This window comes from uncultured Sphingopyxis sp., from assembly GCF_900078365.1.
GTDB lineage: Bacteria > Pseudomonadota > Alphaproteobacteria > Sphingomonadales > Sphingomonadaceae > Sphingopyxis.
Genome location: NZ_LT598653.1, coordinates 564,344 through 588,232, shown reverse-complemented (window position 1 = coordinate 588,232; position 23,889 = coordinate 564,344). Strand labels below are relative to the sequence as shown.

Sequence of the window (23,889 nt, the reverse complement as noted above, 5' to 3'; positions counted from 1 at the left end):
CTCTTGAAGTCTGACCATGCTTTGCTATGCCCGATGAAGCGGGAGAGAAGCAGTGAACCAGGATAGAGTGACAAAGTGGCGCCGCGGCAAAGCGGCTTTTGCGGCGGCGCTGCTGGCGGGCGGCGGACTCGTGCTGGTCGCCGCCACCCCCGCGCTGATCGCACAGGAGCCGCCGAAGCCCCAGTATAAGCCGATCGCGACGAGCGAATATCGGGTCGGCGATCTGGTCGTCGCGCTGCGCACCGACACGCAGACGCTGGCCCGGCTTTCGCCGGGCGCCGAGCCGGGGTTCAGCTTCGTCCCGACCGCGCGCGAGGCCGAACGCGCCGGCGACGGCTATAATCATATCGGCGACCTCAACCTGCGCGTGCGAACGCCCGGCGGGGAATGGCGCGACTTCGCATCGGCCCAGACGCGCCGCGCGATCCGTCCGCTGCCCGCGGGCGGAGCGGCGATCGCCGCGGCCGACATCACCGCGAGCATGGGCCCCGACGCGCCGTTCAGCGTCGAGCGACGCTGGTTCGACGACAAGGGGCTGCTCGGGCTCTCCTTCCGCATCGCGAACCGGTCGGATCGACCGCTCGAGATCGGGGCGCTCGGCATGCCGATGGTCTTCGACAATATATTGATCGATCGCAGTCTCGACCAAGCGCATAGCGAAGCCAGCTTCGTCGACCCCTATATCGGCCGCGACGCCGGATATCTGCAAGTCACGCGCCTCAACGGCCACGGCCCCGCGCTGCTCGTCCTGCCGCGCGGCAGGAACAGCGCGCTCGAGGCCTACAGCCCGCTCAAGAATCCGCGCGAAGCCGAGCCCGGCTCGATCTTCACCGACAAAAGCCCGCGCGGACAGACGTCCGAGGGCTTCTATGACTGGACGGTCCATTCGGCGGCCCTCGCCGAACGCGAATGGAAGGACGCCGGCGAACAGTGGAATGCGCCGACCAGCCGCACCCTTGCCCCGGGCGAGGCAATCGAGGTGGGCGTGCGGCTGGTCCAGGCGCCGTCGATCCGCGCGATCGAATCGACGCTGATCGCCAACCAGCGCCCGGTGGCCGTCGGCATACCCGGCTATGTCGTCCCGATGGACCAGCAGGCGAGCCTGTTCGTCAAGGCGCCGAGCCGGATCATATCGGTCGAGAGCCATCCGGCCGGAGCGGTCGAGGCGACAGCCGCGGGCAGCGTCAAGGGCTGGGCCCGCCTCGCCATCCGCGGGCGGCAGTGGGGGCCGGTCCGCCTCACCATCGCCTACGCCGACGGCACCAGGCAGACTGTCAGCTATTATGTGACCAAACCCGCGGACGAGGCGGTCGCCGATCTCGGCCGTTTCGCGACCACCCGCCAATGGTATGAAGGCCGGAACGATCCTTTCGGCCGGTCGCCGGCGATCCTGACCTATGACAATGAGGCTAAGAAGATCGTCGATGTCGAACCGCGCGTCTGGATCGCGGGGATGAGCGACGAAGGCGGCGGCGGCAGTTGGGTCGCCGCGACGATCAAGCAACTCGACAATCCCGATCCGGTCGAGGTCGCGAAGATCGAGCGGCTTGTCGATGAAACCGTGGTCGGCAATCTGCAGCTGGCCGACGGGCCGAAGGCCGGGGCGGTCAAGAAGAGCCTCTTTTATTATGACCCGGCGAAATTCCCCGATGCCTATGACGGCTTCCCCGCCGATAAATGGAAAAGCTGGACCGCATGGGACGCCAAGGGCGCGGGCGACCTTGGCCGTGCCTATAATTATCCGCATGTCGCGATCGGCCATTGGGTGCTGTACCGCACGGCACGCAACCACCCCGGCCTGGTCAAACGGCACGACTGGCGCTGGTATCTGGAAAAGGCGCATCAGACCACGGTCGCGATGATGCGTGACGCGCCCTATTATGCCGAGTTCGGCCTGATGGAAGGCGACGTCTTCGTCGATATATTGAAGGATCTGAAGCGCGAGGGGATGACGGCCGAGGCGGCCGAGATGGAAGCGCTGATGAAGAAGCGCGCCGATCATTGGCGCTCGCTCAAATATCCCTTTGGGTCCGAAATGCCGTGGGATTCGACCGGCCAACCCGAAGTCTATGCCTGGATGCGCTATTTCGGCTTCGCGCCGCAGGCCGATGCGACGCGCGAGGTGATCCTCGGCTATGATCCCACCATTCCGAGCTGGGCCTATAATGGCAACGCCCGCCGTTATTGGGACTTCCTCTATGGCGGCAAATATGCGCGCATCGAGCGGCAGATTCATCACTATGGCTCGGCGCTCAACGCGGTGCCGCTGTTCGACGCCTTCCGGCGCGATCCCGCCGACCTGCACCTGCTCCGCGTCGCCTATGGCGGAATGATGGGCGGCATCACCAATATCGATCAGGAGGGCTTTTCCTCCGCGGCCTTCCACGCCTGGCCCGATATGATGAAATGGGATCCCTATAGCGGCGATTACGGCATGGGCTTTTACGGCCATGCGATCGCCTCGGCGACCTATGTCGTCGATGATCCGACCTTCGGCTGGCTGGGCTTCGGCGGCGACGTCGATGCGGCGAAGGACAGAATAACCATCACGCCCAAAGACAGCGCGCGGGCGCGGCTGTTCATCGCGCCGGCGGGGCAGTGGATCACGCTGGAAGCGGGCAAGATCGCGCGCGCGACCTATACGCCCGTGACGGGACGGATTGAGCTGACGCTCGATCCCGCAAGCCAGCATACCCCGCACGCCCGCCTGTTCGTCGAGGCCACGACCGCATCGGCACGGCCGATGACCGTCGCCGGGGCGAAGGCGGAGCGCGGAGGCTTTACCATTCCGCTCGCGGCGGAGCCCGTCACCATCGCCCTGACCCCGCGCTGATCGCCACTCGACGGGAAGGAAGCCCATGACCCGCACGCGCGCGATGACGGCGCTCTGGTTGCTTGCGCTCGCCGGCTGCGGCGGTGGCAGCGGATCGGGCGCGGGTCCGATCACCCTGCCCGCCCCGACGCCTGCTCCGGCCCCGACGCCATCGCCTTCGGCTTCCGACGGCGCATGTGTCGCAGGCCGCTGGTCGGTCGCGGCCACCGACCCCGGTGACGCCGTCAACGGACCGCTGCCGGTGCAATATGAAACGGCGCATTTCGCGTTCCGCTGGCAGGGCGATCTCGTGCCGATGGCCGATGCCCGCGCGGCCGGCGAGCATCTGGAATTCGTCTGGGGCGAATTTGTCGATCGTATCGGCTTTCCCGAACCCGACTGCGGCAAGACGGAAAAGCGCAAGGCCAATATCTACGTCGCCGCCGACTATGGCCTGTCCGGCGGTGCCGATGCCCTCGGCCAGATGGGCATGTGGATCGGCCCCGGCGGCGTGCGCGACCGCTTCGGTCTCGCGCATGAATTCACCCATGCGCTGCAGGCGATGACCGGCGCCTATCGCGGCTCGCCCTATTCGCAATGGCTGTGGGAAAGCCACGCCAACTGGATGACGCATCAATTGCCCGAATTTCGGGCGAACACCCATTGTTCGGTGCTGTCGGTCAACTATCCGCACCTCTATTACGGCTCGTCGCGGGTCCGCTACTGCAACTGGCAGTTCCTCGAATATGTCAAGAACCGCTTCGGATATCCGGCGGTCAATGCACTGTGGTCCGACGCGCCGAAGGATATGGATGCCGGCGGCGCGAGCGCCGATCCGGTCGAGGTGCTGATGCGCAGCCGCGGCTGGACGCTCGCCCAGCTCAACGATGCCTTTGGCGACTGGGCGATGCGCAACGCCAATTGGGACTATGTCAATCCCGACGGCACCGATCAGGGTGCAATCTATCGCCGCGAATATGGCGGCTACGAACCGCAGCTCGGCGACCGGCTGCTGCGCACGACCATCCTCGATCCGGTCGATCTCGACCGGAGGCAGTTCGCCGTTCCGGCAGCTTGGGCGCCGCAGCGCTGGGGCTATAATATCGTCCGCCTGCACCCCGATGCCGGCGCGGACAGCGCGACCGTCACCTTTCGCGGCATCGTCCAAAGCGCGTCGGCGACACCCGCGCTGCCGGGACTGGCGAACGAACCGGCCGCGATCCCGGCGCCCTCCTCGGGCTGGCGCTGGGGACTCGTCGCGGTCGGCGGGTCGGGCCGCGCGCGTTATTCGCCGCTTCAGCGCGGGGCCGACGGACAGACGACGCTGTCGCTGCTGCCCGATGATCAGGGGCTTTATCTGATCGTCGTGGGCGCGCCCGGCAGCTTTCATCATATCGGCGCCGAACAGCCCTATTATTCGATCTATCGCTATCCGTGGATGGCCGCGTTCGAAGGTGCGATGCCCGAAGGGTTCCAGCCGGACGCTCCACCGCCGATAGCAGGCGGGCATCGCCATCCGAACGGCGGCGGCTGGGTCGCCGCGAGCGCGACGGTCGATCCGGCCGCTTATGTCGGCCCCTGGGCGCGCGTCTTTTCGGGCGAGGTGCGCGGCACCGCCCGCGTCGAGGATCATGCCGTCGTCGACGGCGGCCAGCTGTTCGACGATGCCCGCGCCAGCGGCCTGTCGGTCATCCGCGGCAACACGATCCTCAAGGACCGGGCGCGCGCCGATACCGTCTTCCTCGGCCTCGGCGAATATGAACAGAATATCGTCCTGTCGGGCACCGCGCAGAATATCGGCGACGTCGAGCAGCGCGGCGCCTCCTTCGCCAAAGGCGTCTATTACGGCTTCGTCGATCAGGCGGCGGCGGATGACCCCGCGCGCGGCGCCGGCCTGACCGCGCCCGTCGCCGAAGTCACGGCACGGCCGGTCTACAAGTGGCGCCCCTGAAGGCCCGGAGCCCGTTCGGGATCAGGCCGCGCGACCTCGCGCCGACCCCGCGACCAGGTTCATCACCAGCTTCGGCAGGCTGTCGTAATTCGCGCCATGATATTGCGAATCGGTGGGCAGCGCGTCCTTGAGGCGGCGGTGCGCCTCGGCGAGCGAGTGATAGGGCACGCCCGGCAGCAAGTGGTGCAGCGCGTGATAGCGCAGGCCCACCGGCGCCCACAGCTCGGGCAGCAATCCCGGCGGCGGGACGTTGACGCTGTCGAGGAACTGGCCGGTGACGGTCAGCACTTCGCCGTCATTTTCCCAGAGATGCGCGACGAGCGTGCGGATCTGGTTGAGCACCAAAGTCGCGGAGGCGATCGCGCCGAAGATGGCGAGCGCGCGCAGCGGCACCCAGCCGAAAACCCCCGCGGCGATCAGAAAGGTCGCCCACGCCCAGGCGCCGCCTTCCTGCCACGCCCACTGGCGCCGGAACTCGCCCTCGGGCGGCTTGCGGCGGAACAGCGGGTTGATGATCATCCCCGAATAGCGTTCGACGACCACCCGGCGCAGCGGCGGGATCAGGAACGACAACGGGGTGAGCACGCCGTAGCGGAAGACGAGCGCGAGCGGCGCGAAGGCCGCGGCGACGACGAACAAGGGCACCGTCCACGGCTTCATCAGCGCGAGCGGCAGATATTCGGGATCCTCCACCGTGCCATATTTGGTGCGGTTGTGGTGCAGGCTGTGAATCCCCTCATACATGAAGGAGGGGATGAGCAGCGGCACGCCGACGAGGATGTTCCACGCAAGGCGGAAGCCCGGCAGCGCATTCTTGCGGATATGTGTGAGTTCGTGGATGAAGCTGCCCGCGCGGTAGAGCGCGACCACGGCAATGACCGCGGCAAAGAGCATCCACGCGGTCGAGGGCGCCAGGATCGCCGCCGCGATGCCCGCATAGCCGACGAAGGTCGACGCGAGAAAGTCGGTCCAATAGATGCGCGCCGACGGCTGCACGAGATCGCGCGTCAGCTCCGACGCCGCGCGGATCATCGCCATATCGTCGGCGATGGCGGACTTCGGAATCTTGTCGGCATCCGCCGACGGGGGCATCTTCGGCGCCGACGGCGCGAAGGGGGTCGCGACCCGATCGGCGGGGGGATTGATCGTCGTCATAAGCGGCTCTTCACCATGATTTCGTGGCAGCAAAATGGCCGAATGCGGGTCGCCAGCGCCCCATCTATGCCCTAATGCGTCGCGACAAATATAGGGTTGGCTTTTCAGGAAACCAATATGAGCGCGCATAACGAAGGTCCGATCACCATCCATCCGGTCAAGGACAAGAACGACCTGCGCGAGTTCGTCGAGCTTGCCTTTCGTCTCAACCGCGGCGACCCGGCGTGGGTGCCGCCGCTGAAGGGAGAGGTTTACGGCCTGCTCACGCCGGGCAAGAATCCGTGGTTCGAGCATGGCAAGGCGCAATTCTTCCTCGCGCGGCGGAACGGCCGCACGATCGGCCGCATCTCGGCGCACATCGACGCCCTCGCGCTCGCGCAGCCCGCCGAACAGGGCATGGGACCCGGCACCGGCAATTGGGGGCTGCTCGAGGCCGAGGATGAGGACAGCGCGCATGCGCTGATCGCCGCGGCCGAGGACTGGCTGCGCGGGCAAGGCATGACGCGCGCGCTCGGCCCGCTGTCGATTTCGATCTGGGACGAGCCGGGGCTGCTGATCGAGGGTTTCGAGACGCCGCCGACGATCATGCTCGGCCACAACAGCCCGCTCTATCACGGCTGGATCGAGAATGCGGGCTATGCGCCCGTCAAGCAGCTCTTCAACTATTCGGTCGCCATCGCCGACGGCTTTCCGCCGCTGGTCAACCGCATCGTCGCGGCGGGCGAGAAGAATGCGCGAATCCGCATCCGCAAGGTCGACAAGCGCCGTTTCGATGCCGAGGCGAAGCTGATCATGGGCCTGCTCAACGACGCCTGGTCCGACAATTGGGGCTTCGTACCGCTGACCGACAGCGAGATCGCCTATGTCGGCAAGAAGCTCAAGGACATCGTGTTCGAGGATCTGATCCGCGTCGCCGAACTCGACGGCGAACCGGTCGCCTTCATGATCGTGCTGCCCAACATCAACCAGCTTTTGATCGACATGGACGGGTCGCTGCTCCCCTTCAACTGGGCGCGGCTGCTCTGGTGGCTGCGCAAGCCCAAAAGCCGCATCCTGCGTGTCCCGTTGATGGGCGTCGCGAAGAAGCTGCAGAACAGCCGCATGGCAAGCACGCTGGCCTTCATGATGATCGAGTTCATCCGGCGCGACGCGGTGCGCGACTATGAAGCCGAACAGGGCGACATCGGCTGGGTGCTCGACGACAATCAGGGCATGAACGCCGTTGCCGACGCGATCGAGGCTAAGGTCAACCGGGTGTATCAAATCTACGACAAGGCGCTCTGACCGCTGGGACAGCTTTGCGACAAATGGCCGCCACCGTGCGTTTGACGCATGGAAAGGCTTGTCAATGGCAGTCCAGTATCTTGCCGCCAACCGCTTTGGCCTCGGACGCCGGTTCGACGACCCCGCGATCGAGGATCCGAAGGACTGGCTGATCCGCCAGATCGGCGATTATGATCCCGCCCCCGCGGCAATCGCGGGGCTGGCGGGACGCGAGGAGATCGCGACCGCCTATGCCGAATATCGCGATGAGCGGCGGGCGATGCGCCGCGAAGCGAACAGCGCGGAAATGCGCGACGACGAGGGCGCGGACGTCCCGGCGATGCGGCGCATGGCGCGCGCCGGCTTTCGCCGTCATTATGGCGAGGCCGCGAGCGCCCGGCTGGCGGCCGCGGTCGCGACGCCGACGCCCTTTGCCGAAAGACTCGTTCATTTCTGGGCCAATCATTTCGCGATCTCGGCGGACAAGCAGACCGTCGTCGGCTTTGCCGGAAACTACGAGAATGAGGCGATCCGTCCGCATGTCATGGGCAAGTTCGCCGACCTGCTGACCGCGGCCGTTCACCATCCCGCGATGCTGCTCTTCCTCGACCAGGCGCAGAGCTTCGGCCCCGACAGCGCCTTTGCGACGCGCGTGCGAAATCGTGGGCGGCGGCAGGCGCCGGGGCTCAACGAGAATCTGGCGCGCGAGATTATGGAACTGCACACGCTCGGCGTGCGCGCCGGCTATACGCAGGCCGATGTGACGAATTTCGCCAAGGCGCTCACCGGCCTCACCGTCGCCGGGCTCGGTCGCGGCGCGGGGCAGCGGCTGATGCCCGCCGACGCACGGCCGGGCGCGACCGTCTTCGTCGATCGGCTCCATCAGCCGGGGGCGCTGACGATCCTCGGCAAACGCTATGACCAGCCCGGGGGGAAACAGGCCGAAGCGGTGCTCCGCGATCTGGCCGTTCATCCCGCGACCGCGCGCCATGTCGCGGCCAAACTCGCGCGGCATTTCACATCCGACGATCCGCCGGCGACGCTGGTCGACCGGCTGGCGGGGGATTTCGAACGAACCGGCGGCGACCTGCCGTCGCTCTATCGCACGCTCATCGCCTCGCCCGAACCCTGGACCGCTACGCCGACGATGTTCAAATCGCCGTGGGACTGGACGGTGTCGATGCTCCGCGCCTTGAAAACACCGGGGCTCGGCCAGCGCCAGAACATCGCCGCCATGTTCACCCAGCTCGGCCAGCCGGTGTGGCGCCCCGGATCGCCCAAGGGATATGACGATATGGTCGCGACCTGGGCGGGGTCGGCGGCGCTGATGCAGCGCGTCGAACTGGCGAGCCGCATCGCGGGCCGGATCGGCGACCGCGCCGATGCGCGCCAGCTCGCCCCGCTCGTCCTCGCCGACGCGCTCACGCCCGAAACGAGCCAGGCGATCGCGCGCGCCGACAGCCCGGGCCAGGGCCTCGCGATGCTGTTCGCGAGCCCTGCCTTTTTGCGGAGATAGATGATGATCCTCTCACGTCGCTCGATCATCCTGTCGGGAATCACCGTCGCCGCCGCGGGCGCGCTCCCCGGTTTCGCCTATGCCGCGGCGGGCACGCCCAAGCGCCTCGTCTTCGTCATCCAGCGCGGCGCCGCCGACGGGCTTGCCACCGTCGCGCCAACGGGCGATCCCGCCTTCGCCGCCGCGCGCCGCGCGCTGGCCGACGAGACGGCGGGCGGCGCGAAGCTCGACGGCATGTTCACGCTGCATCCCGCGCTCGCGCAGACCGCAGGCCTTTACGCCGGCAAGCAGGCGCATTTCGCCCACGCCGTCGCGACGGCCTATCGCGACCGGTCGCATTTCGACGGGCAGAATATGCTCGAGGGCGGCGGATCGCGCCCCTATGGGCGCGACGACGGCTGGATCGGGCGGCTGCTGACTTTGCTCCCCGCCGCCGAGCGCGATGCGATCGCCATTGCGCCCGCGGTTCCGCTCGCGCTACGCGGCACGGTGCAGGTCGGCACCTATGCGCCGAGCCGCCTGCCGCAGGCCGATGCCGACCTGATCGCGCGGCTGACCGCGATGTACGCCGACGACCCGCTGCTCCACCCGCTGTGGGACAGCGCGGTGAAGACGCAGGAGCTGGCGAGCGACATCGGCGGCAACAACGGCCGCAACGGCGCCGACCTCGGCAAGCTCGCCGCGTCGCTGATGCTGCCGGTCGATGGCGCGCGCGTGATGATGGTCGAAACCGGCGGCTGGGACACGCACAGCGGCCAGCGCGGGCGCCTCGCGGCGCAACTGCGCGGGCTCGACCAGCTGATCGGCGCGCTGCAGACGGGGCTTGGTCCCGCGTGGAACGACACGCTCGTCATCGTCGCGACCGAATTCGGTCGCACGGTCGAGGTCAACGGCACCGGCGGCACCGATCACGGCACCGGGTCGACCGCGATGCTGCTCGGCGGCGGGCTGGCGATGGGCGGCAAGGTGTCGGCCGACTGGCCGGGGCTCGCCGCCGCGGCGCGCTACGACGGCCGCGATCTCAAGCCGACGCGCAGCCTAGAGAGCGTGATCGCCGACGCGGTCGCGCATCACTATGCGCTCGATCCCAAGCGCGTGATGACGACGCTTTATCCCGACGCATGAGGCCGCGAAGGCGGGGATCCATCTCCGATCGGTTCGAAATGGCACCGGCCGGAGATGGGGCCCCGTCTTCGCAGGAGCACACGGCTTTTCTTCTGCTTCCGTTAAGACAGCACCGCCCAGGTCGGCGCGTGATCGCTCGCTTTCTCGCGTCCGCGATGATCCTTGTCGACGCCCGCATCGACGAGCCGGTCGGCGAGCGCGGGGCTCAGCAGCAGGTGGTCGATGCGAAAACCATGGTCGCGCTGCCAGCCGCCCGCCTGATAGTCCCAGAAGGTCCAGACCCCGCCCGCCGGATGGCGGCTGCGGATCGCATCGGTCCAGCCGTCGCCGAGCAGGCGGAACCAGGCGTCGCGCGAATCGGGCTGCATCAGCGCGTCGGTCGTCATCGCGCGCGGATCCCACACATCGTCGTCGTGCGGGATGACATTATAGTCGCCGGTGAGCACCGTCGGGATTTCGGAGGCGAGAAGAAATTTCGCCCGCTCACGCAGCCGCGCCATCCAGCGCAGCTTGTAATCGAACTTGGGTCCCGGCTGCGGGTTGCCGTTGGGAAGATAGATCGATGCGACGCGGATGCCGTGAACATCGGCCTCCAGATAGCGCGACTGCTCGTCCTCCGCCTCGCCCGCAAGACCGCGCTGCACCTCGACCGGCTCGGCGCCCTTCGCAAGTATCGCGACGCCGTTGAAGCCCTTTTGCCCGTGATAGAGAAAGCCGTAACCCGCCGCCTCGATCTCCTTGGTCGGCATCGTCTCGTCGCTCGACTTCAGTTCCTGCAAACAGGCGACATCGGGCTGCGTTTCCTCGAGCCATTCGACGAGGCGCGGCAGACGAGCCTTGATCCCGTTGATATTGAAGGTCGCGATTTTCATGGCGCACCTATGCCAGCAAGCTGGCAGCTGTGAAAGGCGTCAGATCGAGAAGCTCGATCCGCAGCCGCAGCCCGATGCGGCGTTGGGGTTTTCGACCTTGAACGACGATCCGCCGAGCGAATCGACGAAATCGACGACGCAGCCGCGCACCAGATCGATGCTGACCGGGTCGACGACGAGCTTCACCCCGTCGGTCTCGGTGACGATGTCGTCGGCGTCAATGCTTTCGGCGAGGCCGAAGCGATAGGTGAAACCCGAGCAGCCCCCGCCATCGACCGCAAGGCGCAGCGCCGCGGCGGCCTCGCCCTTGCGGCCGGCGATCCAGCGGACGCGCGCCGCGGCGGCGGGCGAAAGGGTGATGTCGGAAAGCTGCGTGACCATGATCGCTAGATAGGCGTCCCGCCTTCAAATAAAAAGGGCGCCTCGACGATAGCTCGCCTGGCGCCCCTTCCTCTCCGACCCGGGAAAGCTCTTATTCGGGACCGCCCATCGCGACATTCTTGCCGGTAATCGCGGCGATCGCCATCTGGTCCGAACGGACGAAAGGCAGCGGATTGACCGGCGCGCCTTCGATGCGGACTTCATAATGGAGGTGGTTGCCGGTCGAACGGCCGGTCGAACCGACGTAACCGAGAATATCGCCCTTCTTCACCTGCTGCCCGGGGCGCACGATGTAGGAGGACATATGGCCGTAGCGCGTCTGGATCGCGTTGCCATGCTCGACCTCGACATAATTGCCATAGCCGCCGAGGCGCTGGGCGCGGCCGACGATGCCGTCGGCGGTCGCATAGATCGGGGTGCCGCGCGGCGCCGGAATGTCGATGCCGTTGTGGCGCGCGACCCGGCCGGTGACGGGGTGGACGCGCATGCCGTAGGACGACGACAGCGACATCTGGTCGATCGGGCGGCGCGACGGAATCGCAACGCCGATCGAGGCGGTCAGACCGGTGTCGAGGCGCTTCCACGCCTGAAAGATCGCGCGGGCTTCGCTGTCTTCGCTTGCCGAGGGAACGCCAGCATCGAAGCTGTCATCATCGGGTTCGTCGGGAGCGACAATGCCGGCGTCGGCGCTGGTATCGGCGGCGTGGACGGCCGGGGCGGCCAATCCGAAACATGCTGCCGCGCAAACCATTGCGACTTGGTGCAACTTTTGCGCCAGAAGAGTGTTAATCAAAACAACGACCCCGCGTTTGCCATGTCGCCAAAGCCCGGAAAAGGCCTTGGCGCCGGTATTTCTTGGTTTGGATGATTGCTCATCCCCCGCGGAAGCCTGTGTGCTGTTCCAATCCTTACGAAGCAATAACGGCGTAGAATTCTTGCGTTAAACCGGCACGCTCGCGCGCCGAGTCGTTGAACGGCGGCTTCAAACTGCCGCGAAAGCGCGATTTTACCAGGGAATGCCACGTTTCGACGGCGTTGAATCCCATTTCGTCGCACTTTTGCCGGAACCAGACTGTGCCGGCGCTCACATGCCGGATTTCATCCTTGTAAATGCGCGATAAAATCTTCGCCGACGCCTCGTCCCCGGCGGCGCGGAAGCGGTCGACCGTCGCCGGCGTGACGTCGAGCCCGCGCGCTTCGAGCACCATCGGCACGATCGCGAGCCGTGCGAGCGCGTCGTCGGCGGTCGCCTGCGCCGCTTCCCACAGCCCGGCGTGGGCCGGAAATGCGCCATAATGGCTGCCGAGCTGGCGCAGCCGCCGGTCGAGCAGCGCGAAGTGCATCGCCTCGTCGGCGGCGACGCCGATCCAGTCGTCGACGAAAGCGCAGGGATATTCGCCGCCGAAGCGCCCGACCAGATCGACCGCGAGGTCGATCGCGACGAATTCGATATGCGCGAGCGCATGGAGCAGCGCGATGCGCCCGCGCTCGGACCCGCCCTTGCCGCGCTTGGGCATCCGGTTCGGCGCGATCAGTTCGGGCGCCGCCGGCCATGCGGGCTGGTCGGGCATTGGCGTGTCGCAGCGATGTTCGATGTCGCCGCGCCGCCACGCCCGCGCGAGCCCTCGCGCCGCGCGGCGCTTGGCGTGCGGGTCCGCCGTCAGCAGAACCCCGCGCGCGGCCTCGCCGAGGGTGGTCAAGGCATCAACCCTGCCCGTTCGCGTCGAGCGAAGTCGAGACGCCGCGTAGGCGCGAGGGGCGTCTCGACTTCGCTCGACGCGAACGGGATAGGAATGAAGGCCATCGTTCAAAGCGCCTTGGCGGCCTCCAGCACGGCGTCGGCATGACCCTTCACGCGCACCTTGCGCCACTCCTTCGCCAGCCTGCCATCGCGGCCGAACAGAAAGGTCGACCGCTCGATCCCCATATAGGTGCGGCCGTAATTCTGCTTTTCGACCCAGGTGCCGAAGGCTTCGCACACCGCGCCATCCTCGTCGGAGGCGAGGCGGACGGTCAGGCCATATTTGTCGCGGAACTTGCAGAGCTTCGCGGGCGCATCGCGCGATACCGCCAGCACCTGCGCGTCCAGATGCGCGAATTCGGGCGCGAGGCGGGTGAAATCCTGCGCTTCGGTCGTGCAGCCCGGCGTATCGGCCTTGGGATAGAAATAGACGACCAAAGGCGCGCCCTTCATCGCGGCAAGGTCGATCGCCGCGCCGTCGGCGTCGAGAAGTTTCACATTGGGAATCGGGTCGCCGATCGCGGGTGCGCTCATGTCTCAAATCTCCTGCTGTGCCGAGGCGGCGGGCCGAATCGAAGCCCACCAGTTCGCGATCTCCTGCCGCGCCAAATCGTGCGCGGCAAGCAGTTGCGGCCAGCCGGGTTCGCCGCACGCCGCCGCGACAAGTTGACGCGCTGCCGCCGTCGCGGGTTCCCCGTCGGGCGCGGTGAGGCGCAGCATGACGAGCATCCGCGCGAGCAGCCCGTGCGCGGCGCACACCTCGGTCGGCGCCAGCCCGGCGGCCTTCAGGCACGCCAGCGCCGCCGCGATATTCGGGTCATGGCACTGGCCGCTCGCAAGCTGCGTCACCTGCATCGCGAATTCGAGGTCGACGAGCCCGCCCGGCCCGCCCTTGATGTCGAGCGCGCCCTTCGGCGGCTTGTGCGCCGCGATCTTGGCGCGCATCTCGGCAGCGTCGGCCGCCAGTTTCGCGGGATCTCGCGGGATCACGAGCAGGTCGGCGACGATGCGCTCCACCTCCGCCTTTACCGCGTCCGAGCCATAGACCGGCCGCGCACGGAGCAGCGCCATATGCTCCCACGTCCACGCCTCCTCGCGCTGATAGCGTTCGAAGCTGTCGAGCGTGACGACAAGCGGCCCCTGCGCGCCCTGCGGGCGCAGCCGCGTATCCACATCGTAGAGCTTGCCGGCCGCGGTCGGCACCGACATCGCCGCGGTCACGCGCTGCGCAAGGCGGTTGTAATAGGTCGTCGCGCCGAGCGGACGCGGTCCGTCCGATTCGGCGAGATGATCGCCGGTAAACAGGTAGATGAGGTCGAGGTCCGACGCGTGCGTCAGCGCCCTGCCCCCAAGCCGGCCGAGCGCGAGCACGACAAGCTCGCTGCCCGGAACGCGGCCATGCGCCGCCACGAATTCGGCGACCGTCGCATCGGCGAGCACCTGCAGCGCCGCTTCGGCGAGCTCCGAATAGCCGCGCGCGATGGCGAGCGGATCGTTCGCGCCGGCGATCAACTGCACGCCATAAGCGAAGCGCCGCTCGCCGACGCGGTCGCGCACGCGGTCGAGCAGCCGCTCATAGTCGAGACCCGCCAGTCCCGGCGTCCATTCGCCGAGCAGGTCGGCCTTGGCCGCCGGCGCCTCGAACGCGCGCTTGTCGATCAGCCCTTCGATCAGCTCGACCCGCGCGCCGAGCGCGTCGGCCAGCGTCGGGGCGAGCGACAGGGTGCGCGTCGCGATCCGGGCGAGTTCGGGCTGCGCCGCGAGGAGGTGGAAGAAGCCTACTGCACTCGGCAGCCCGCCGACGAGCTTGTCGAAACGCAGCAGCGTCGCCTGCGGATCGGGCGCGGCACCCAACGCCTTCATCAGTTCGGGCAACACCGTCTCGAGCGCCGCCTGCGCCGCCGGACTGCGCAGCGCGCGCAGCTTGCCGCCGCGCCATTCGGCGATCGTGCGCAGCGCCGCGTCAGGCGGATCGAACCCCGCCGCCATCAGCTCCGCCGCAAGGCCGCCCTCGTCGCGCGGCAGCCCCGTCGTCACGGCGCGCTCGGCAACGAGCCGGTCGTAACAGCTGCCGACATCGGCGACGACCGGCTCCAGCGCCGCGAGCAGCGCCGCGCCGTCTATCTCGCCGTCGAGCCGCGCGACGCCATCGAGCGCCGCTTCCTGGATGGGCAGGCTGTGAGTTTGCTGGTCCTCGATCATCTGCAACCGGTGCTCGATACGGCGCAGCGTCGCATAATGGCCCGACAGCCGCGCCGCGACCTCGGGTTCGATCCGTCCCGCCGCCGCGAGCGCCGCCAGGGCATCGACCGTCGCGGGCACGCGCAGCGACGGGTCGCGCCCGCCGTAGATGAGCTGGTGGACCTGCGCGAAAAATTCGATCTCGCGGATGCCGCCGCGCCCGCGCTTCAGGTCGAAGCCCGGGCCGAACGCCTGCCCCTGCGCGAAATGGTCGCGAATGCGGTCGCTCATCGCGCCGATTTCCTTGAGCTGCCGGAAATCGAGGCTGCGGCGCCAGATGAAAGGCTGGATCGCGGCGAGGAAATCTTCGCCGAGCGCGCGGTCGCCCGCCGACGCCCGACTACGAATGAACGCCGCCTGCTCCCAAGCGAGCGCCTCGGATTCATAATAGGAGATCGCGGCGCTTTCGGGCAGCACGATCGGCGTCACCTCGGGATGCGGACGCAGCCGCAGGTCGACGCGCAGCACATGGCCGTCGGCGGTGCGCGCCGACAATATCTCGACCATCCGCCGCGCGATCCTTACCGCCGCTTCGCCGGGATCGTCGCGCGAACGGCGCGGCAGCGTTTCGGGGTCGAAGATCAGGATCGGATCGATGTCCGACGAATAGTTGAGTTCGTGACTGCCGAGCTTGCCGAGCGCGATCACCGCCAGACCGCGCGGCTCCTCGCCCGGCACCCGCTCGGCAAAGGCGGCGGCGAGCGCCGCGTCGCACGCCATATCGGCAAAGCCGGAGAGCAGGCGCGTCGTCGTCGCGACGTCATGCTCGCCCGACAGGTCGCCGAGCGCGAGCAACAGCGCCAACCGCCCGCGCCACCGGCGAAGCGCGGGCATGATGTCGTCGCCGGCCGGCGGCGGCGCGACACCGGCCAGCGCCGCGTCGGTGCCGTCGGTCAGGAACCGCGTCACATCGTCGGGGTTGATCTCGGCGAGCCGGGCGAGGAACGGCGCGTTGGCGGTGAGCCGGTCGAGCGCGGACTGGCGCGCGGAAGCATCGGGTGCGGTCATCGACTGTCGCTATCGCCCGCTAGCCGTCGGCTCGCAACCCCCGCCTCGTCATTGCGAGCGAAGCGAAGCAATCCAGGGCGGTTTACGCCTACTCTGGATTGCCGCGTCGCCTTCGGCTCCTCGCAATGACGAGGCGAGGAAATTCAGGCCGGGATCGTGCTTTCGTCGAAGAACAGCACCTGCGAAATCGCCGCACGCAGCGTCGCGGGCTGGTACGGCTTGGTGAGCAGGAAGGCGGGTTCGGGCCGGTCGCCGGTGAGCAGCCGTTCGGGAAAGGCGGTGATGAAGATGACCGGCACCTTGAGGCCGCCCAGGATTTCCTGCACCGCCTCGATCCCCGAGCTGTTGTCGGCGAGCTGGATGTCGGCGAGCACGAGCCCGGGCTGGTGCTTCTGCGCCTCGTCGACCGCCTCGCGGTGCGTCGTCGCGACGGCCACGACGTCATGCCCCAGGTCACGGACGATCATTTCGATGTCCATCGCGATGATCGGTTCGTCCTCGATGATCAGGATGCGCGCGCGCGTCTGGCGATCGATCTCGTCGGTCGCGTCGGCGATCAGCGAGCGCACCGCCTCGGCATCGCGGCCGATGATCCGGCCCGTATCCTCGGCGCTGAAACCTTCGACCGCGGTGAGCAGCAGCGCCTGCCGCGCGAGCGAGGGGATGCGGCGCAGCCGCGCGTCGGCGATCGCCATGTCGGTCAGCGCACCGCCTTCGGTCGCAGCCGCCTGTTCGGCCATCAGCCCGAAATTGTCATGCACCATCCGGTAGAGCTGGATGCGCAGGTCGGCGCCGGTGTCGATCGCGCCCGGATCGGCGACCAGCGTTTCGAGCAGCCGCGCGACCAGCGCATCGCCGTTCCGCTGGCTTCCGGAAATGGACCGGCCATAACGCCGCAGATAGGGAAGATGCGGCGCAACCGACTGACCCAATGACATATTCTACCTCCTGATAGCCGCTAAAACGGGGTGGATGCGTCCGGAAAAGGGACAAGCCCCCATACCTCCCCGTCCCCATCCGATATATTTCAACCTTTGGGAACGATTTAGCCCTAAAATGGTTTCATCGCGAAGGAACAAACGCGCCATTGCTCTTTGGTGTATGCGCGGTTAGCAAAAGGCCCCATGTTCAGCGGATGCTTCGATAATGCCTTCTAAAACCGGTTCGCCACGCAGCGAGGCTTCCGGAAAGGACGCGGGCAGGAAACCTACCACCAAGGGGCAGGACGTCAACGGCGCCCTGCGCCGCGCCTATGAATCGACCGTGGACGAAGCCATTCCGCAATCCCTGCTCGATCTGCTCGGCAAGCTCGACTGATTTTCAGCGCCGGTAGCGCGCGTCGAAGTCCCGCTGAAACGCCGCGAAAGTCCCCGCGGCGATCGCGTCGCGCATGTCCTGCATCAGATCCTGATAATGGTGCAGATTATGCTGCGTCATCAGCATCGCACCGAGCATTTCGCCCGAGCGGACGAGGTGGTGCAGATAGGCACGCGACCAGGTCGTGCAGACCGGGCAATGACAATCGGCGTCGAGCGGCGCCTGATCCTCGGCGAATTTCGCGTTGCGGATGTTGATCGGGCCGTCGCGGGTGAACGCCTGCCCGTTGCGTCCCGAGCGCGTCGGCAGCACGCAATCGAACATGTCGACCCCGCGCGCCACCGCCCCGACCAGATCGTCGGGCTTGCCGACCCCCATCAGATAGCGCGGCTTGTCGGCGGGAAGCTGGCCGGGCGCATAGTCGAGCACGCCGAACATCGCCTCTTGCCCCTCGCCCACCGCCAGCCCGCCGATCGCATAGCCGTCGAAGCCGATGTCGGTCAGCGCCGCCGCCGAGCGCGCGCGCAGCTTTTCGTCGAGCGAACCCTGCTGGATCCCGAACAAGGCCGAGCGCGAAGCATGCTCCCCGCCCGCGTCGAAGCCCGCACGGCTGCGCGCCGCCCAGCGCATCGAGCGTTCCATGCTCGCCGCTGCGCGCTTCGCATCGACGCCGCTGGGCGGGCATTCGTCGAACGCCATCACGATGTCGCTGCCGAGCAGACGCTGAATCTCCATCGAGCGTTCGGGGGTGAGCATGTGGCGCGAGCCGTCGAGATGGCTCTTGAACGCGACGCCCTCCTCGCTCTGCTTGGTGAGCGCCGACAGGCTCATCACCTGATAGCCGCCGCTGTCGGTCAGGATCGGCCGGTCCCAGCTCATGAATTTGTGGAGGCCCCCGAGCCGCGCCATGCGTTCGGCAGTCGGGCGCAGCATCAGGTGATAGGTGTTGCCGAGGATGATGTCGGCGCCGGTGGCGCGCACCTCGGCGGGGCGCATCGCCTTCACCGTCGCGGCGGTGCCGACGGGCATGAAGGCGGGGGTGCGAATCGCGCCGCGCTGCATGGCGATCACGCCCGTGCGCGCGGCGCCGTCGGTCGCGCTGATCTGAAAAGCGAATCTGTCGGCCATGGCGCGCGCCTATGGCTGGATAGGCGCCGAAAGTCGAGAGAAGGAGAGCCCCTCCCCTTCAGGAGTGTCGGGTCGGCCATGCCCCCGGCATGGCCTAAACCGTCCGGGGGACGGTTTACCCGACACTGGGTTGGGGTGGGGGCTCGCGGCGTAGCGCACGGCCGATGGCCCCCACCCGCTGCGACTAGCGAGCAAGCTCGCAAGTCTCGCCGCCCTCCCCTGAAGGGGAGGGCTTGTCTCTCTATTCCCGCGCCTCTTCACTCGACGGCTCTTCCTCGGCCGCCTTCGCCTTTTCCTTCGGCTTCTCCTTCTCGAAAATCCGGATCAGCTCCTTCTTGCGCGCGTCCGAAAGCTCCTTTTCGGCCGCCGGGAACATCTCCTCCTCTTCCTCGTCGATATGGTGGAGATAGCGGTCCTTCATCGTGCGAAAGCGCGTGAGCCAGCCGGTCGACGAAAAATCCATCTCGTATAATTCGGTGAGGAAATCCTCGATTTCCTTATGCTCGGCCACACTGTGCTGCGCCTCGTCGCGCAGGTCCGGGTTGGCGAGCATCGTCGCATAGAGCGACATTTCCTCCGACGCCGCATGCGCGGTCACTTCGACCCGGAACGCCTCGAACAGCGCGCGGCGCTCGTCGCTGTCGCCATGGGTCGCGTCGATGCGGTCGAGCAATTCGCGGTGCCGGTCGTGATCGGCCTTCAGCCGTGCGAAGATTTTGGTCTCGGTCATATGCGTCTCCGTCCGTTGGCGGTTCGAAGACAAAACGGAGCAAGCCGCAGCGGGTTCCGGCGTCAGCCCGCTTTCCAGTCGCCCGTCGTCGTGAAGGCCGGCAGCGCGAGTGCGCTCGTCTGCTGCGCCGCCGCCGCGATCAGATAGGGCGAAACGCGGTGGCGCGTGCAGAGCCCGCCATTGCCGTCGCTGACCATCGTCTGTTCGAATTCGATGCCCTGCTGATGCTTCGCCGAACGGCGGACGGTCGCGGTGACGAGCTGCCCCTCGCCGAAATCGATCACGAAGCGCGTGCCGACGGGCACGTCCAAAAGGCCTTCGATAAAGGCGCCGGTCGTCGACAGATTGCGTATGACGACATTGTAGCGGTGATTGTCGTGGATCGCCCCGACCTTGCGGAACAGCGAGAAACGGTCGTTGCGCTGGCGCGCGGGCCCCGACGGCTTGATCGTCCACGATCCCGCTTCGGCATGCTCCATCAGTTCGGCCTGCGGCACCGGCTTGCTGTAGACATAGCCCTGGACATGGCTGACGTGGAGCCCCCGGATCAGGTCGAGCTGGTCGAGCGATTCGATGCCCTCGGCGGTCGTTTCCATTTCGAGCGCCTCGGCCAGCGCGACGATCGCGGCGATGATCGCGCCGTTGCGCGACCCGGGCACGGTGGCATCGCGGACGAAGCTCTGGTCGATCTTGATCTTGTCGAACGGTGCCGATTGCAAATAGCCGAGCGACGAATAACCGGTGCCGAAATCGTCGAGCGCGAGGCGGACCCCCAGATCCTTCAGCGCCTTGAACATCCGGTTCGTTTCGGCCGTATCGCCGAGGAACACGCTTTCGGTGATTTCCAGTTCGAGCCGGCCCGGCGCGAGGCCCGACGCCTCGAGCGCCTGCGCGACGACCTTGGGCAGATCGGCGTTCGCGAACTGGATCGGCGAGACGTTGACCGCGACACGCATGTCGCCCGGCCAGCCCGCCGCATCCGCGCACGCCTGGCGGAGCACCCATTCGCCCAGCTTCCAGATCAGATTGGCTTCCTCGGCGATCGGGATGAAGACCGAGGGCGATATCACGCCGCGCTCGCGGTGGGTCCAGCGGATCAGCGCCTCGACCCCCGTCACCATGTTCGATTTGGAATGGACGACGGGCTGATAGCAAAGCGCGATTTCGCCGCGCGCCAGCGCGTCGCGCAAATCCTCCTCGAGCATGCGCCGATCCTCGGCCGCCTGATGCAAGTCGCTCGAATAAAAACTGAACCGGCCGCGCCCGTTGCCTTTCGCCGCATAGAGCGCGAGATCGGCGTTGCGGACGAGGTCGTCGCTGCCCTGCCCGTCGAAGGGCGCGATCGCGACGCCGACCGACGCGCCGATGATGCAGCGGCTGCCCTCGACCGAATAGGGTTGCGACAGGCTGGCGATGATGTCGGTCGCCATCTCGCCCAATTTGCCGCGATCCTCGATGTCGGGAAGGATGATCTGGAATTCGTCGCCGCCGAGGCGGCTCACCATCTCCTTGTCGCCGACGATCTTGAGCAGGCGTTCGGCGACCTGTTTCAGCAGCGCATCGCCCGCCGGGTGGCCGAGCGTGTCGTTGACCTGCTTGAACCGGTCGAGGTCGAGCAGCATGATCGCGCACGAGCGTTGTTGCTGCGCGAAGGCCGCGAGCGTCGCGTCGAGCTTTTTCGAGATGTTGAAGCGGTTGGCGAGACCGGTCAGCGAGTCATAGAGTGCGAGCCGCGATGCGTCCTCGGCCGAGCGGCGCTGCGCGGTGATGTCGGTGCCGCTGCCCCGATAGCCGGTGAACTTGCCTGCACCGTCGAATTGCGGCCGGCCCGAGATCGCCCACCAGCGATCGTCGCCTTCGAAGGCGCTGCGCAGCGGCAGTTCGTGGAATTTCGACTGTCTGGTCAACAGAAAGGGCAAGGTGCGCTGGCGTTCGCCTTGGCTGTCGGCGGGCAGGAACAGGTCGGTGAAGGCGGCGCCCAGCAGCGCACCGCCGGCCCGTCCCATCAACCGCGCCACCGAATCGGTGATATAGGTCAGCCGTCCTTTGGCATCGGTCGACCAGAACCAGCCCTGCCCGCTTTCTTCGTAATTGCGGAGCAGCAGCAGCGCCTCATGGGTGCGCAGATCCGCCGCGGCCTCGCCGCGCTGCTTGCCGATGCGCGAGCCGAGCATGCCGAAAAAGCCGCGCTGGGCCTCGTCGGCACCCTCCTGTCCCCCGTCCCCGGAATCGATCCGCGATGGCCCGTCCATCCAAAAAACTCTTTATCTGATCCCCACTATGCGGCCGCTATGCGCGGCAACAGATTGCGATAGTGTAAATATCGAGGGTCTTGCCCCAAAGCGAAACATCCGGGCGATCTGACCGGCCCCGCGCCAGCGCATCGCCGCGTCCGCGACTTTCGCTCATCCTGCCTCATTAACCTTTCCACGAAGCCAAATGTTAATATGGGCCTCGCGATGGATGCGCGCATGCCAATGACCGTATATCTGAACGATGCTCCGCGAACGGCGGGCAAGGGGCGCGCGTCGCGGCGGCAATTGCGGCTGCCGCTGCACGGGTCGAAGGCGACCGGCGCCGAAATCGAGGCGCTGGTCCATAATATCTCGGCGACGGGGATGCTCGTCGAGAGCGGCGCGCCGCTCGAAATCGGCGAGGTGATCGAGGTCAATCTTCCGCACAGCGGCAAAACGGCGGCAAAGGTCATCTGGACCAGCGGCCGCCTTGCCGGATGCCAGTTCGAAATGCCGATCTCCCCCGCGACGCTCAGCGCCGCGCAGCTCCGCAGCGTGGTGGTCGAAGCCGGGCCCGATGCGGCCCAACCCCGGCCGGCATCGTCGACCGAAAGTTTCGGAGCCCGCCTGCAGCGGCTGCGAACCGCGAAAGGGCTGACGCAGGGACAGCTTGCCACGCGGCTGGGTGTCAGCGAACCGTCGATCTCAGCGTGGGAGCTCGACAAGGCCCGGCCCAAGGCCGGCCGGGTGGAAGTGCTGGCAAATATGCTCGGCGTCGAAATTCACGAGCTTCTCGGGCTGGAAGAAACCGAAAGCCTGCGCGATCTCGTCGCCCGTGCGAAGGAACAGATCGCGAAGGCGGCCGGCGTCGCTCCCGCCAATATCAAGCTGACCATCGAGATATAGTCGCCCCCGCCACGCGGCGACAAAGCTCTCCCGACGTCGATTCGTCAGAAGATGGACGTCAGGTCGGAATGATCCGCAATTCGAAGCGATCGGTATCGAAACCCTGTTCGCCGGGGATGGCCGCGATCGACCGCTCCCTGACCCGCGGGCCGGTCGCGCGGCTGAGCACGGCGTGGCCCGAACCGTTGAGAATGATCTCGTCGCTTCCCGCGATGATCCGCGCGCCTTCCAGCGAACCCGGCTCATAGTTGATCACCAGATCATAGCCCGCCGGCGCGTTGCAATATTCGCGGAAGGTTCCGAGCGACACGGCGTCGCCGCTGACGACACCGAAGCCGGTCGGCTGATGCTGCACGTTGCACTGCACCGCGACCGTCAGGCGGAGGTTGAAACCGAACGACGCCGCCATGGCAGTCGTCGGCGCGGCAACGAGCACGACACTCGCAAGCCCGAGCGAGAATTTCCTGATCATCCGTAACCTTTCCGCCAGTAGGCCGAAGCTTTGGATGATTATCTAGGCTCGCGAATCTAACATTCAGTTAAGGGGCGTCAGAAAATTGACAATGGAGGCCGGGCAAAGCAGGCCGCGTCAGCGCGCGGTCACCGAGATCGAGACGACGTCGCTATACACTCCGGCGCGCCGATCGGACGTGTCGCCGATCAGGAACTGGATCGGCAGCGCTTCGCGGCGCAGCCCGCCATTCGTCTGCCCGGATATCGTACGCACGCCCGTTAGATTGACCGAGTTGCCCCCGATTGCGAGGCTGTACGGCACATACCAATCGCTCGATCCGAGACGCAGGCGGCCCGAATTGGCCGAGGTGACGTTGAGATCGTAAGAACCGGTGCTGGCGACGCGAAGCTGGAGCGGCACCGGCGCGACACCCGGCCGCAGTTCGCCGAGGTCGACCACCGCATGCCCGTCGCTCATCGTGTAAGCGCCGGCAAGGCCGATCCGTGCCGAGGGCAGGACATTGATGCCGAGGACGAGTTGGGTGCCGCCGAGCGAACGGAAGCTGCCGTCCTGCGCCTCGATCGTCACATCCTGGGTAAAAATACCCGAATCCTTCACATCGTCGGCGTCGGCGACGAGCTTGTACAACAAGGTGCGCGATCCGTTCGCCCCCAGCGTCAGCATCCGCTGCGACGGATTCCGCTGCGTCCGCCCGGCACGTGGCGTCACATCCTGCGTGTCGGTCAGGTTGAGCAGCGCGTAACCGATCCGTTTTCCGCTGCCCTTCGACAGGCCGAACGGCGGCTGGACGAGGTCGAACACCGGCGTGAAACGGCACTCGCCCGTGCCCTCGTTTACGAAAGTGACACCGAACGTGCCCTCGGGAATGGCTCCGTCAAAAGGGTCATATCCCTGGATCAGCCAGCTTTGGGGTGTCGCATTGATCCGGACAAGACATTCGGCACCGGGAATAGCGGCACCCGGCGCCGGCGCCTGCGCGTGAAGCGGCATCGCCAGCACCGCCGCGGCGAGAAACAGGGTATGGCGCAGCATAA

The 23,889-nt window shown here is 66.7% G+C and carries 20 protein-coding genes; 7 read left to right on the top strand and 13 right to left on the bottom strand.

Features of this window, described 5'->3' with window-relative positions; all coding sequences use genetic code 11:
- The first annotated feature begins 67 nt into the window (after window positions 1-67).
- Window positions 68-2,833: a DUF5695 domain-containing protein gene (locus tag QZL87_RS02640; protein ID WP_295323422.1), complete on the top strand. Its 2,766-nt coding sequence runs from the start codon at window positions 68-70 to the stop codon at window positions 2,831-2,833.
- A 25-nt stretch (window positions 2,834-2,858) separates the two neighbouring features.
- Window positions 2,859-4,763, top strand: a complete 1,905-nt coding sequence (locus QZL87_RS02635; protein WP_295323420.1) for an Svx/AvrXca family virulence/avirulence protein — start codon at window positions 2,859-2,861, stop codon at window positions 4,761-4,763.
- 21 nt (window positions 4,764-4,784) lie between these two features.
- On the opposite strand, the gene QZL87_RS02630 is transcribed toward QZL87_RS02635, so the two are convergent.
- Window positions 4,785-5,918 (bottom strand): fatty acid desaturase, encoded by a 1,134-nt coding sequence (locus QZL87_RS02630; RefSeq protein ID WP_295323418.1) that lies wholly within the window; start codon window positions 5,916-5,918, stop codon window positions 4,785-4,787.
- Window positions 5,919-6,035: 117 nt separating this feature from the next.
- Here QZL87_RS02630 and QZL87_RS02625 point away from each other — a divergent pair, with 117 nt between their 5' ends.
- The 3 genes from QZL87_RS02625 to QZL87_RS02615 all read left to right on the top strand — a co-directional run bounded on the left by QZL87_RS02625 (window position 6,036) and on the right by QZL87_RS02615 (window position 9,822).
- Window positions 6,036-7,202: an N-acetyltransferase gene (locus QZL87_RS02625; RefSeq protein WP_295323415.1), complete on the top strand. Its 1,167-nt coding sequence runs from the start codon at window positions 6,036-6,038 to the stop codon at window positions 7,200-7,202.
- Between the two features lie 64 nt (window positions 7,203-7,266).
- Window positions 7,267-8,697, top strand: a complete 1,431-nt coding sequence (locus tag QZL87_RS02620; protein WP_295323412.1) for a DUF1800 domain-containing protein — start codon at window positions 7,267-7,269, stop codon at window positions 8,695-8,697.
- Between the two features lie 3 nt (window positions 8,698-8,700).
- Complete coding sequence (locus QZL87_RS02615; RefSeq protein WP_295323409.1) at window positions 8,701-9,822, top strand: DUF1501 domain-containing protein; 1,122 nt, start codon at window positions 8,701-8,703, stop codon at window positions 9,820-9,822.
- A 101-nt stretch (window positions 9,823-9,923) separates the two neighbouring features.
- Here QZL87_RS02615 and xth read toward each other — a convergent pair whose 3' ends face one another.
- From xth to QZL87_RS02580, 7 genes are all read right to left on the bottom strand, one after another.
- Complete coding sequence (xth, locus tag QZL87_RS02610) at window positions 9,924-10,694, bottom strand: exodeoxyribonuclease III (RefSeq protein WP_295323406.1); 771 nt, start codon at window positions 10,692-10,694, stop codon at window positions 9,924-9,926.
- A 39-nt stretch (window positions 10,695-10,733) separates the two neighbouring features.
- Window positions 10,734-11,075 carry an iron-sulfur cluster insertion protein ErpA gene (gene erpA / locus QZL87_RS02605; protein ID WP_295323404.1) on the bottom strand — a complete coding sequence of 114 codons (342 nt, stop codon included), beginning with the start codon at window positions 11,073-11,075 and terminating at the stop codon, window positions 10,734-10,736.
- 91 nt (window positions 11,076-11,166) lie between these two features.
- Entirely contained in the window at window positions 11,167-11,799 is a 633-nt protein-coding gene (locus QZL87_RS02600) for a M23 family metallopeptidase (protein WP_295323401.1), read from the bottom strand.
- 184 nt (window positions 11,800-11,983) lie between these two features.
- Window positions 11,984-12,775: a ferritin-like domain-containing protein gene (locus tag QZL87_RS02595; RefSeq protein WP_295323398.1), complete on the bottom strand. Its 792-nt coding sequence runs from the start codon at window positions 12,773-12,775 to the stop codon at window positions 11,984-11,986.
- 107 nt (window positions 12,776-12,882) lie between these two features.
- The gene (locus tag QZL87_RS02590; protein ID WP_295323395.1) at window positions 12,883-13,350 is read right to left on the bottom strand and encodes a peroxiredoxin; all 468 of its coding nucleotides are present in this window, start codon (window positions 13,348-13,350) and stop codon (window positions 12,883-12,885) included.
- 3 nt (window positions 13,351-13,353) lie between these two features.
- Window positions 13,354-16,065 carry a bifunctional [glutamine synthetase] adenylyltransferase/[glutamine synthetase]-adenylyl-L-tyrosine phosphorylase gene (locus tag QZL87_RS02585; protein ID WP_295323393.1) on the bottom strand — a complete coding sequence of 904 codons (2,712 nt, stop codon included), beginning with the start codon at window positions 16,063-16,065 and terminating at the stop codon, window positions 13,354-13,356.
- A 143-nt stretch (window positions 16,066-16,208) separates the two neighbouring features.
- A complete protein-coding gene (locus QZL87_RS02580) occupies window positions 16,209-17,003 on the bottom strand; it encodes a response regulator (RefSeq protein WP_295323390.1) in 795 nt (264 codons plus the stop codon).
- 208 nt (window positions 17,004-17,211) lie between these two features.
- On the opposite strand from QZL87_RS02580, the gene QZL87_RS02575 reads away from it, so the two are divergent.
- Window positions 17,212-17,382 (top strand): NepR family anti-sigma factor, encoded by a 171-nt coding sequence (locus QZL87_RS02575; protein ID WP_295323388.1) that lies wholly within the window; start codon window positions 17,212-17,214, stop codon window positions 17,380-17,382.
- Between the two features lie 3 nt (window positions 17,383-17,385).
- Here the strand turns inward: QZL87_RS02575 and tgt are convergent, their stop codons facing one another.
- The 3 genes from tgt to QZL87_RS02560 all read right to left on the bottom strand — a co-directional run bounded on the left by tgt (window position 17,386) and on the right by QZL87_RS02560 (window position 21,492).
- Entirely contained in the window at window positions 17,386-18,510 is a 1,125-nt protein-coding gene (gene tgt / locus QZL87_RS02570) for a tRNA guanosine(34) transglycosylase Tgt (protein WP_295323385.1), read from the bottom strand.
- A 241-nt stretch (window positions 18,511-18,751) separates the two neighbouring features.
- The gene (locus QZL87_RS02565; RefSeq protein ID WP_295323383.1) at window positions 18,752-19,240 is read right to left on the bottom strand and encodes a hemerythrin domain-containing protein; all 489 of its coding nucleotides are present in this window, start codon (window positions 19,238-19,240) and stop codon (window positions 18,752-18,754) included.
- A gap of 62 nt (window positions 19,241-19,302) precedes the next feature.
- On the bottom strand, window positions 19,303-21,492 hold the full coding sequence (locus QZL87_RS02560) for an EAL domain-containing protein (protein ID WP_295323382.1): 2,190 nt from the start codon (window positions 21,490-21,492) through the stop codon (window positions 19,303-19,305).
- Window positions 21,493-21,711: 219 nt separating this feature from the next.
- Here QZL87_RS02560 and QZL87_RS02555 point away from each other — a divergent pair, with 219 nt between their 5' ends.
- Window positions 21,712-22,380, top strand: a complete 669-nt coding sequence (locus QZL87_RS02555) for a helix-turn-helix domain-containing protein (RefSeq protein ID WP_295323380.1) — start codon at window positions 21,712-21,714, stop codon at window positions 22,378-22,380.
- Window positions 22,381-22,438: 58 nt separating this feature from the next.
- Here the strand turns inward: QZL87_RS02555 and QZL87_RS02550 are convergent, their stop codons facing one another.
- Window positions 22,439-22,852: a hypothetical protein gene (locus QZL87_RS02550; RefSeq protein ID WP_295323377.1), complete on the bottom strand. Its 414-nt coding sequence runs from the start codon at window positions 22,850-22,852 to the stop codon at window positions 22,439-22,441.
- A gap of 117 nt (window positions 22,853-22,969) precedes the next feature.
- Window positions 22,970-23,887, bottom strand: a complete 918-nt coding sequence (locus tag QZL87_RS02545) for a hypothetical protein (protein WP_295323375.1) — start codon at window positions 23,885-23,887, stop codon at window positions 22,970-22,972.
- Between the last annotated feature and the right edge of the window lie 2 nt (window positions 23,888-23,889).

Excerpts from the sequence above, each read along its gene's own strand:
- QZL87_RS02635 (WP_295323420.1), top strand. The coding sequence starts at position 2,859 with ATGACCCGCACGCGCGCGATGACGGCGCTCTGGTTGCTTGCGCTCGCC.
- QZL87_RS02630 (WP_295323418.1), bottom strand. The coding sequence starts at position 5,918 with ATGACGACGATCAATCCCCCCGCCGATCGGGTCGCGACCCCCTTCGCG.
- QZL87_RS02625 (WP_295323415.1), top strand. The coding sequence starts at position 6,036 with ATGAGCGCGCATAACGAAGGTCCGATCACCATCCATCCGGTCAAGGAC.
- QZL87_RS02620 (WP_295323412.1), top strand. The coding sequence starts at position 7,267 with ATGGCAGTCCAGTATCTTGCCGCCAACCGCTTTGGCCTCGGACGCCGG.
- QZL87_RS02615 (WP_295323409.1), top strand. The coding sequence starts at position 8,701 with ATGATCCTCTCACGTCGCTCGATCATCCTGTCGGGAATCACCGTCGCC.
- xth (WP_295323406.1), bottom strand. The coding sequence starts at position 10,694 with ATGAAAATCGCGACCTTCAATATCAACGGGATCAAGGCTCGTCTGCCG.
- erpA (WP_295323404.1), bottom strand. The coding sequence starts at position 11,075 with ATGGTCACGCAGCTTTCCGACATCACCCTTTCGCCCGCCGCCGCGGCG.
- QZL87_RS02590 (WP_295323395.1), bottom strand. The coding sequence starts at position 13,350 with ATGAGCGCACCCGCGATCGGCGACCCGATTCCCAATGTGAAACTTCTC.
- QZL87_RS02585 (WP_295323393.1), bottom strand. The coding sequence starts at position 16,065 with ATGACCGCACCCGATGCTTCCGCGCGCCAGTCCGCGCTCGACCGGCTC.
- QZL87_RS02580 (WP_295323390.1), bottom strand. The coding sequence starts at position 17,003 with ATGTCATTGGGTCAGTCGGTTGCGCCGCATCTTCCCTATCTGCGGCGT.
- QZL87_RS02575 (WP_295323388.1), top strand. The coding sequence starts at position 17,212 with ATGCCTTCTAAAACCGGTTCGCCACGCAGCGAGGCTTCCGGAAAGGAC.
- tgt (WP_295323385.1), bottom strand. The coding sequence starts at position 18,510 with ATGGCCGACAGATTCGCTTTTCAGATCAGCGCGACCGACGGCGCCGCG.
- QZL87_RS02565 (WP_295323383.1), bottom strand. The coding sequence starts at position 19,240 with ATGACCGAGACCAAAATCTTCGCACGGCTGAAGGCCGATCACGACCGG.
- QZL87_RS02560 (WP_295323382.1), bottom strand. The coding sequence starts at position 21,492 with ATGGACGGGCCATCGCGGATCGATTCCGGGGACGGGGGACAGGAGGGT.
- QZL87_RS02555 (WP_295323380.1), top strand. The coding sequence starts at position 21,712 with ATGCCAATGACCGTATATCTGAACGATGCTCCGCGAACGGCGGGCAAG.
- QZL87_RS02550 (WP_295323377.1), bottom strand. The coding sequence starts at position 22,852 with ATGATCAGGAAATTCTCGCTCGGGCTTGCGAGTGTCGTGCTCGTTGCC.
- QZL87_RS02545 (WP_295323375.1), bottom strand. The coding sequence starts at position 23,887 with ATGCTGCGCCATACCCTGTTTCTCGCCGCGGCGGTGCTGGCGATGCCG.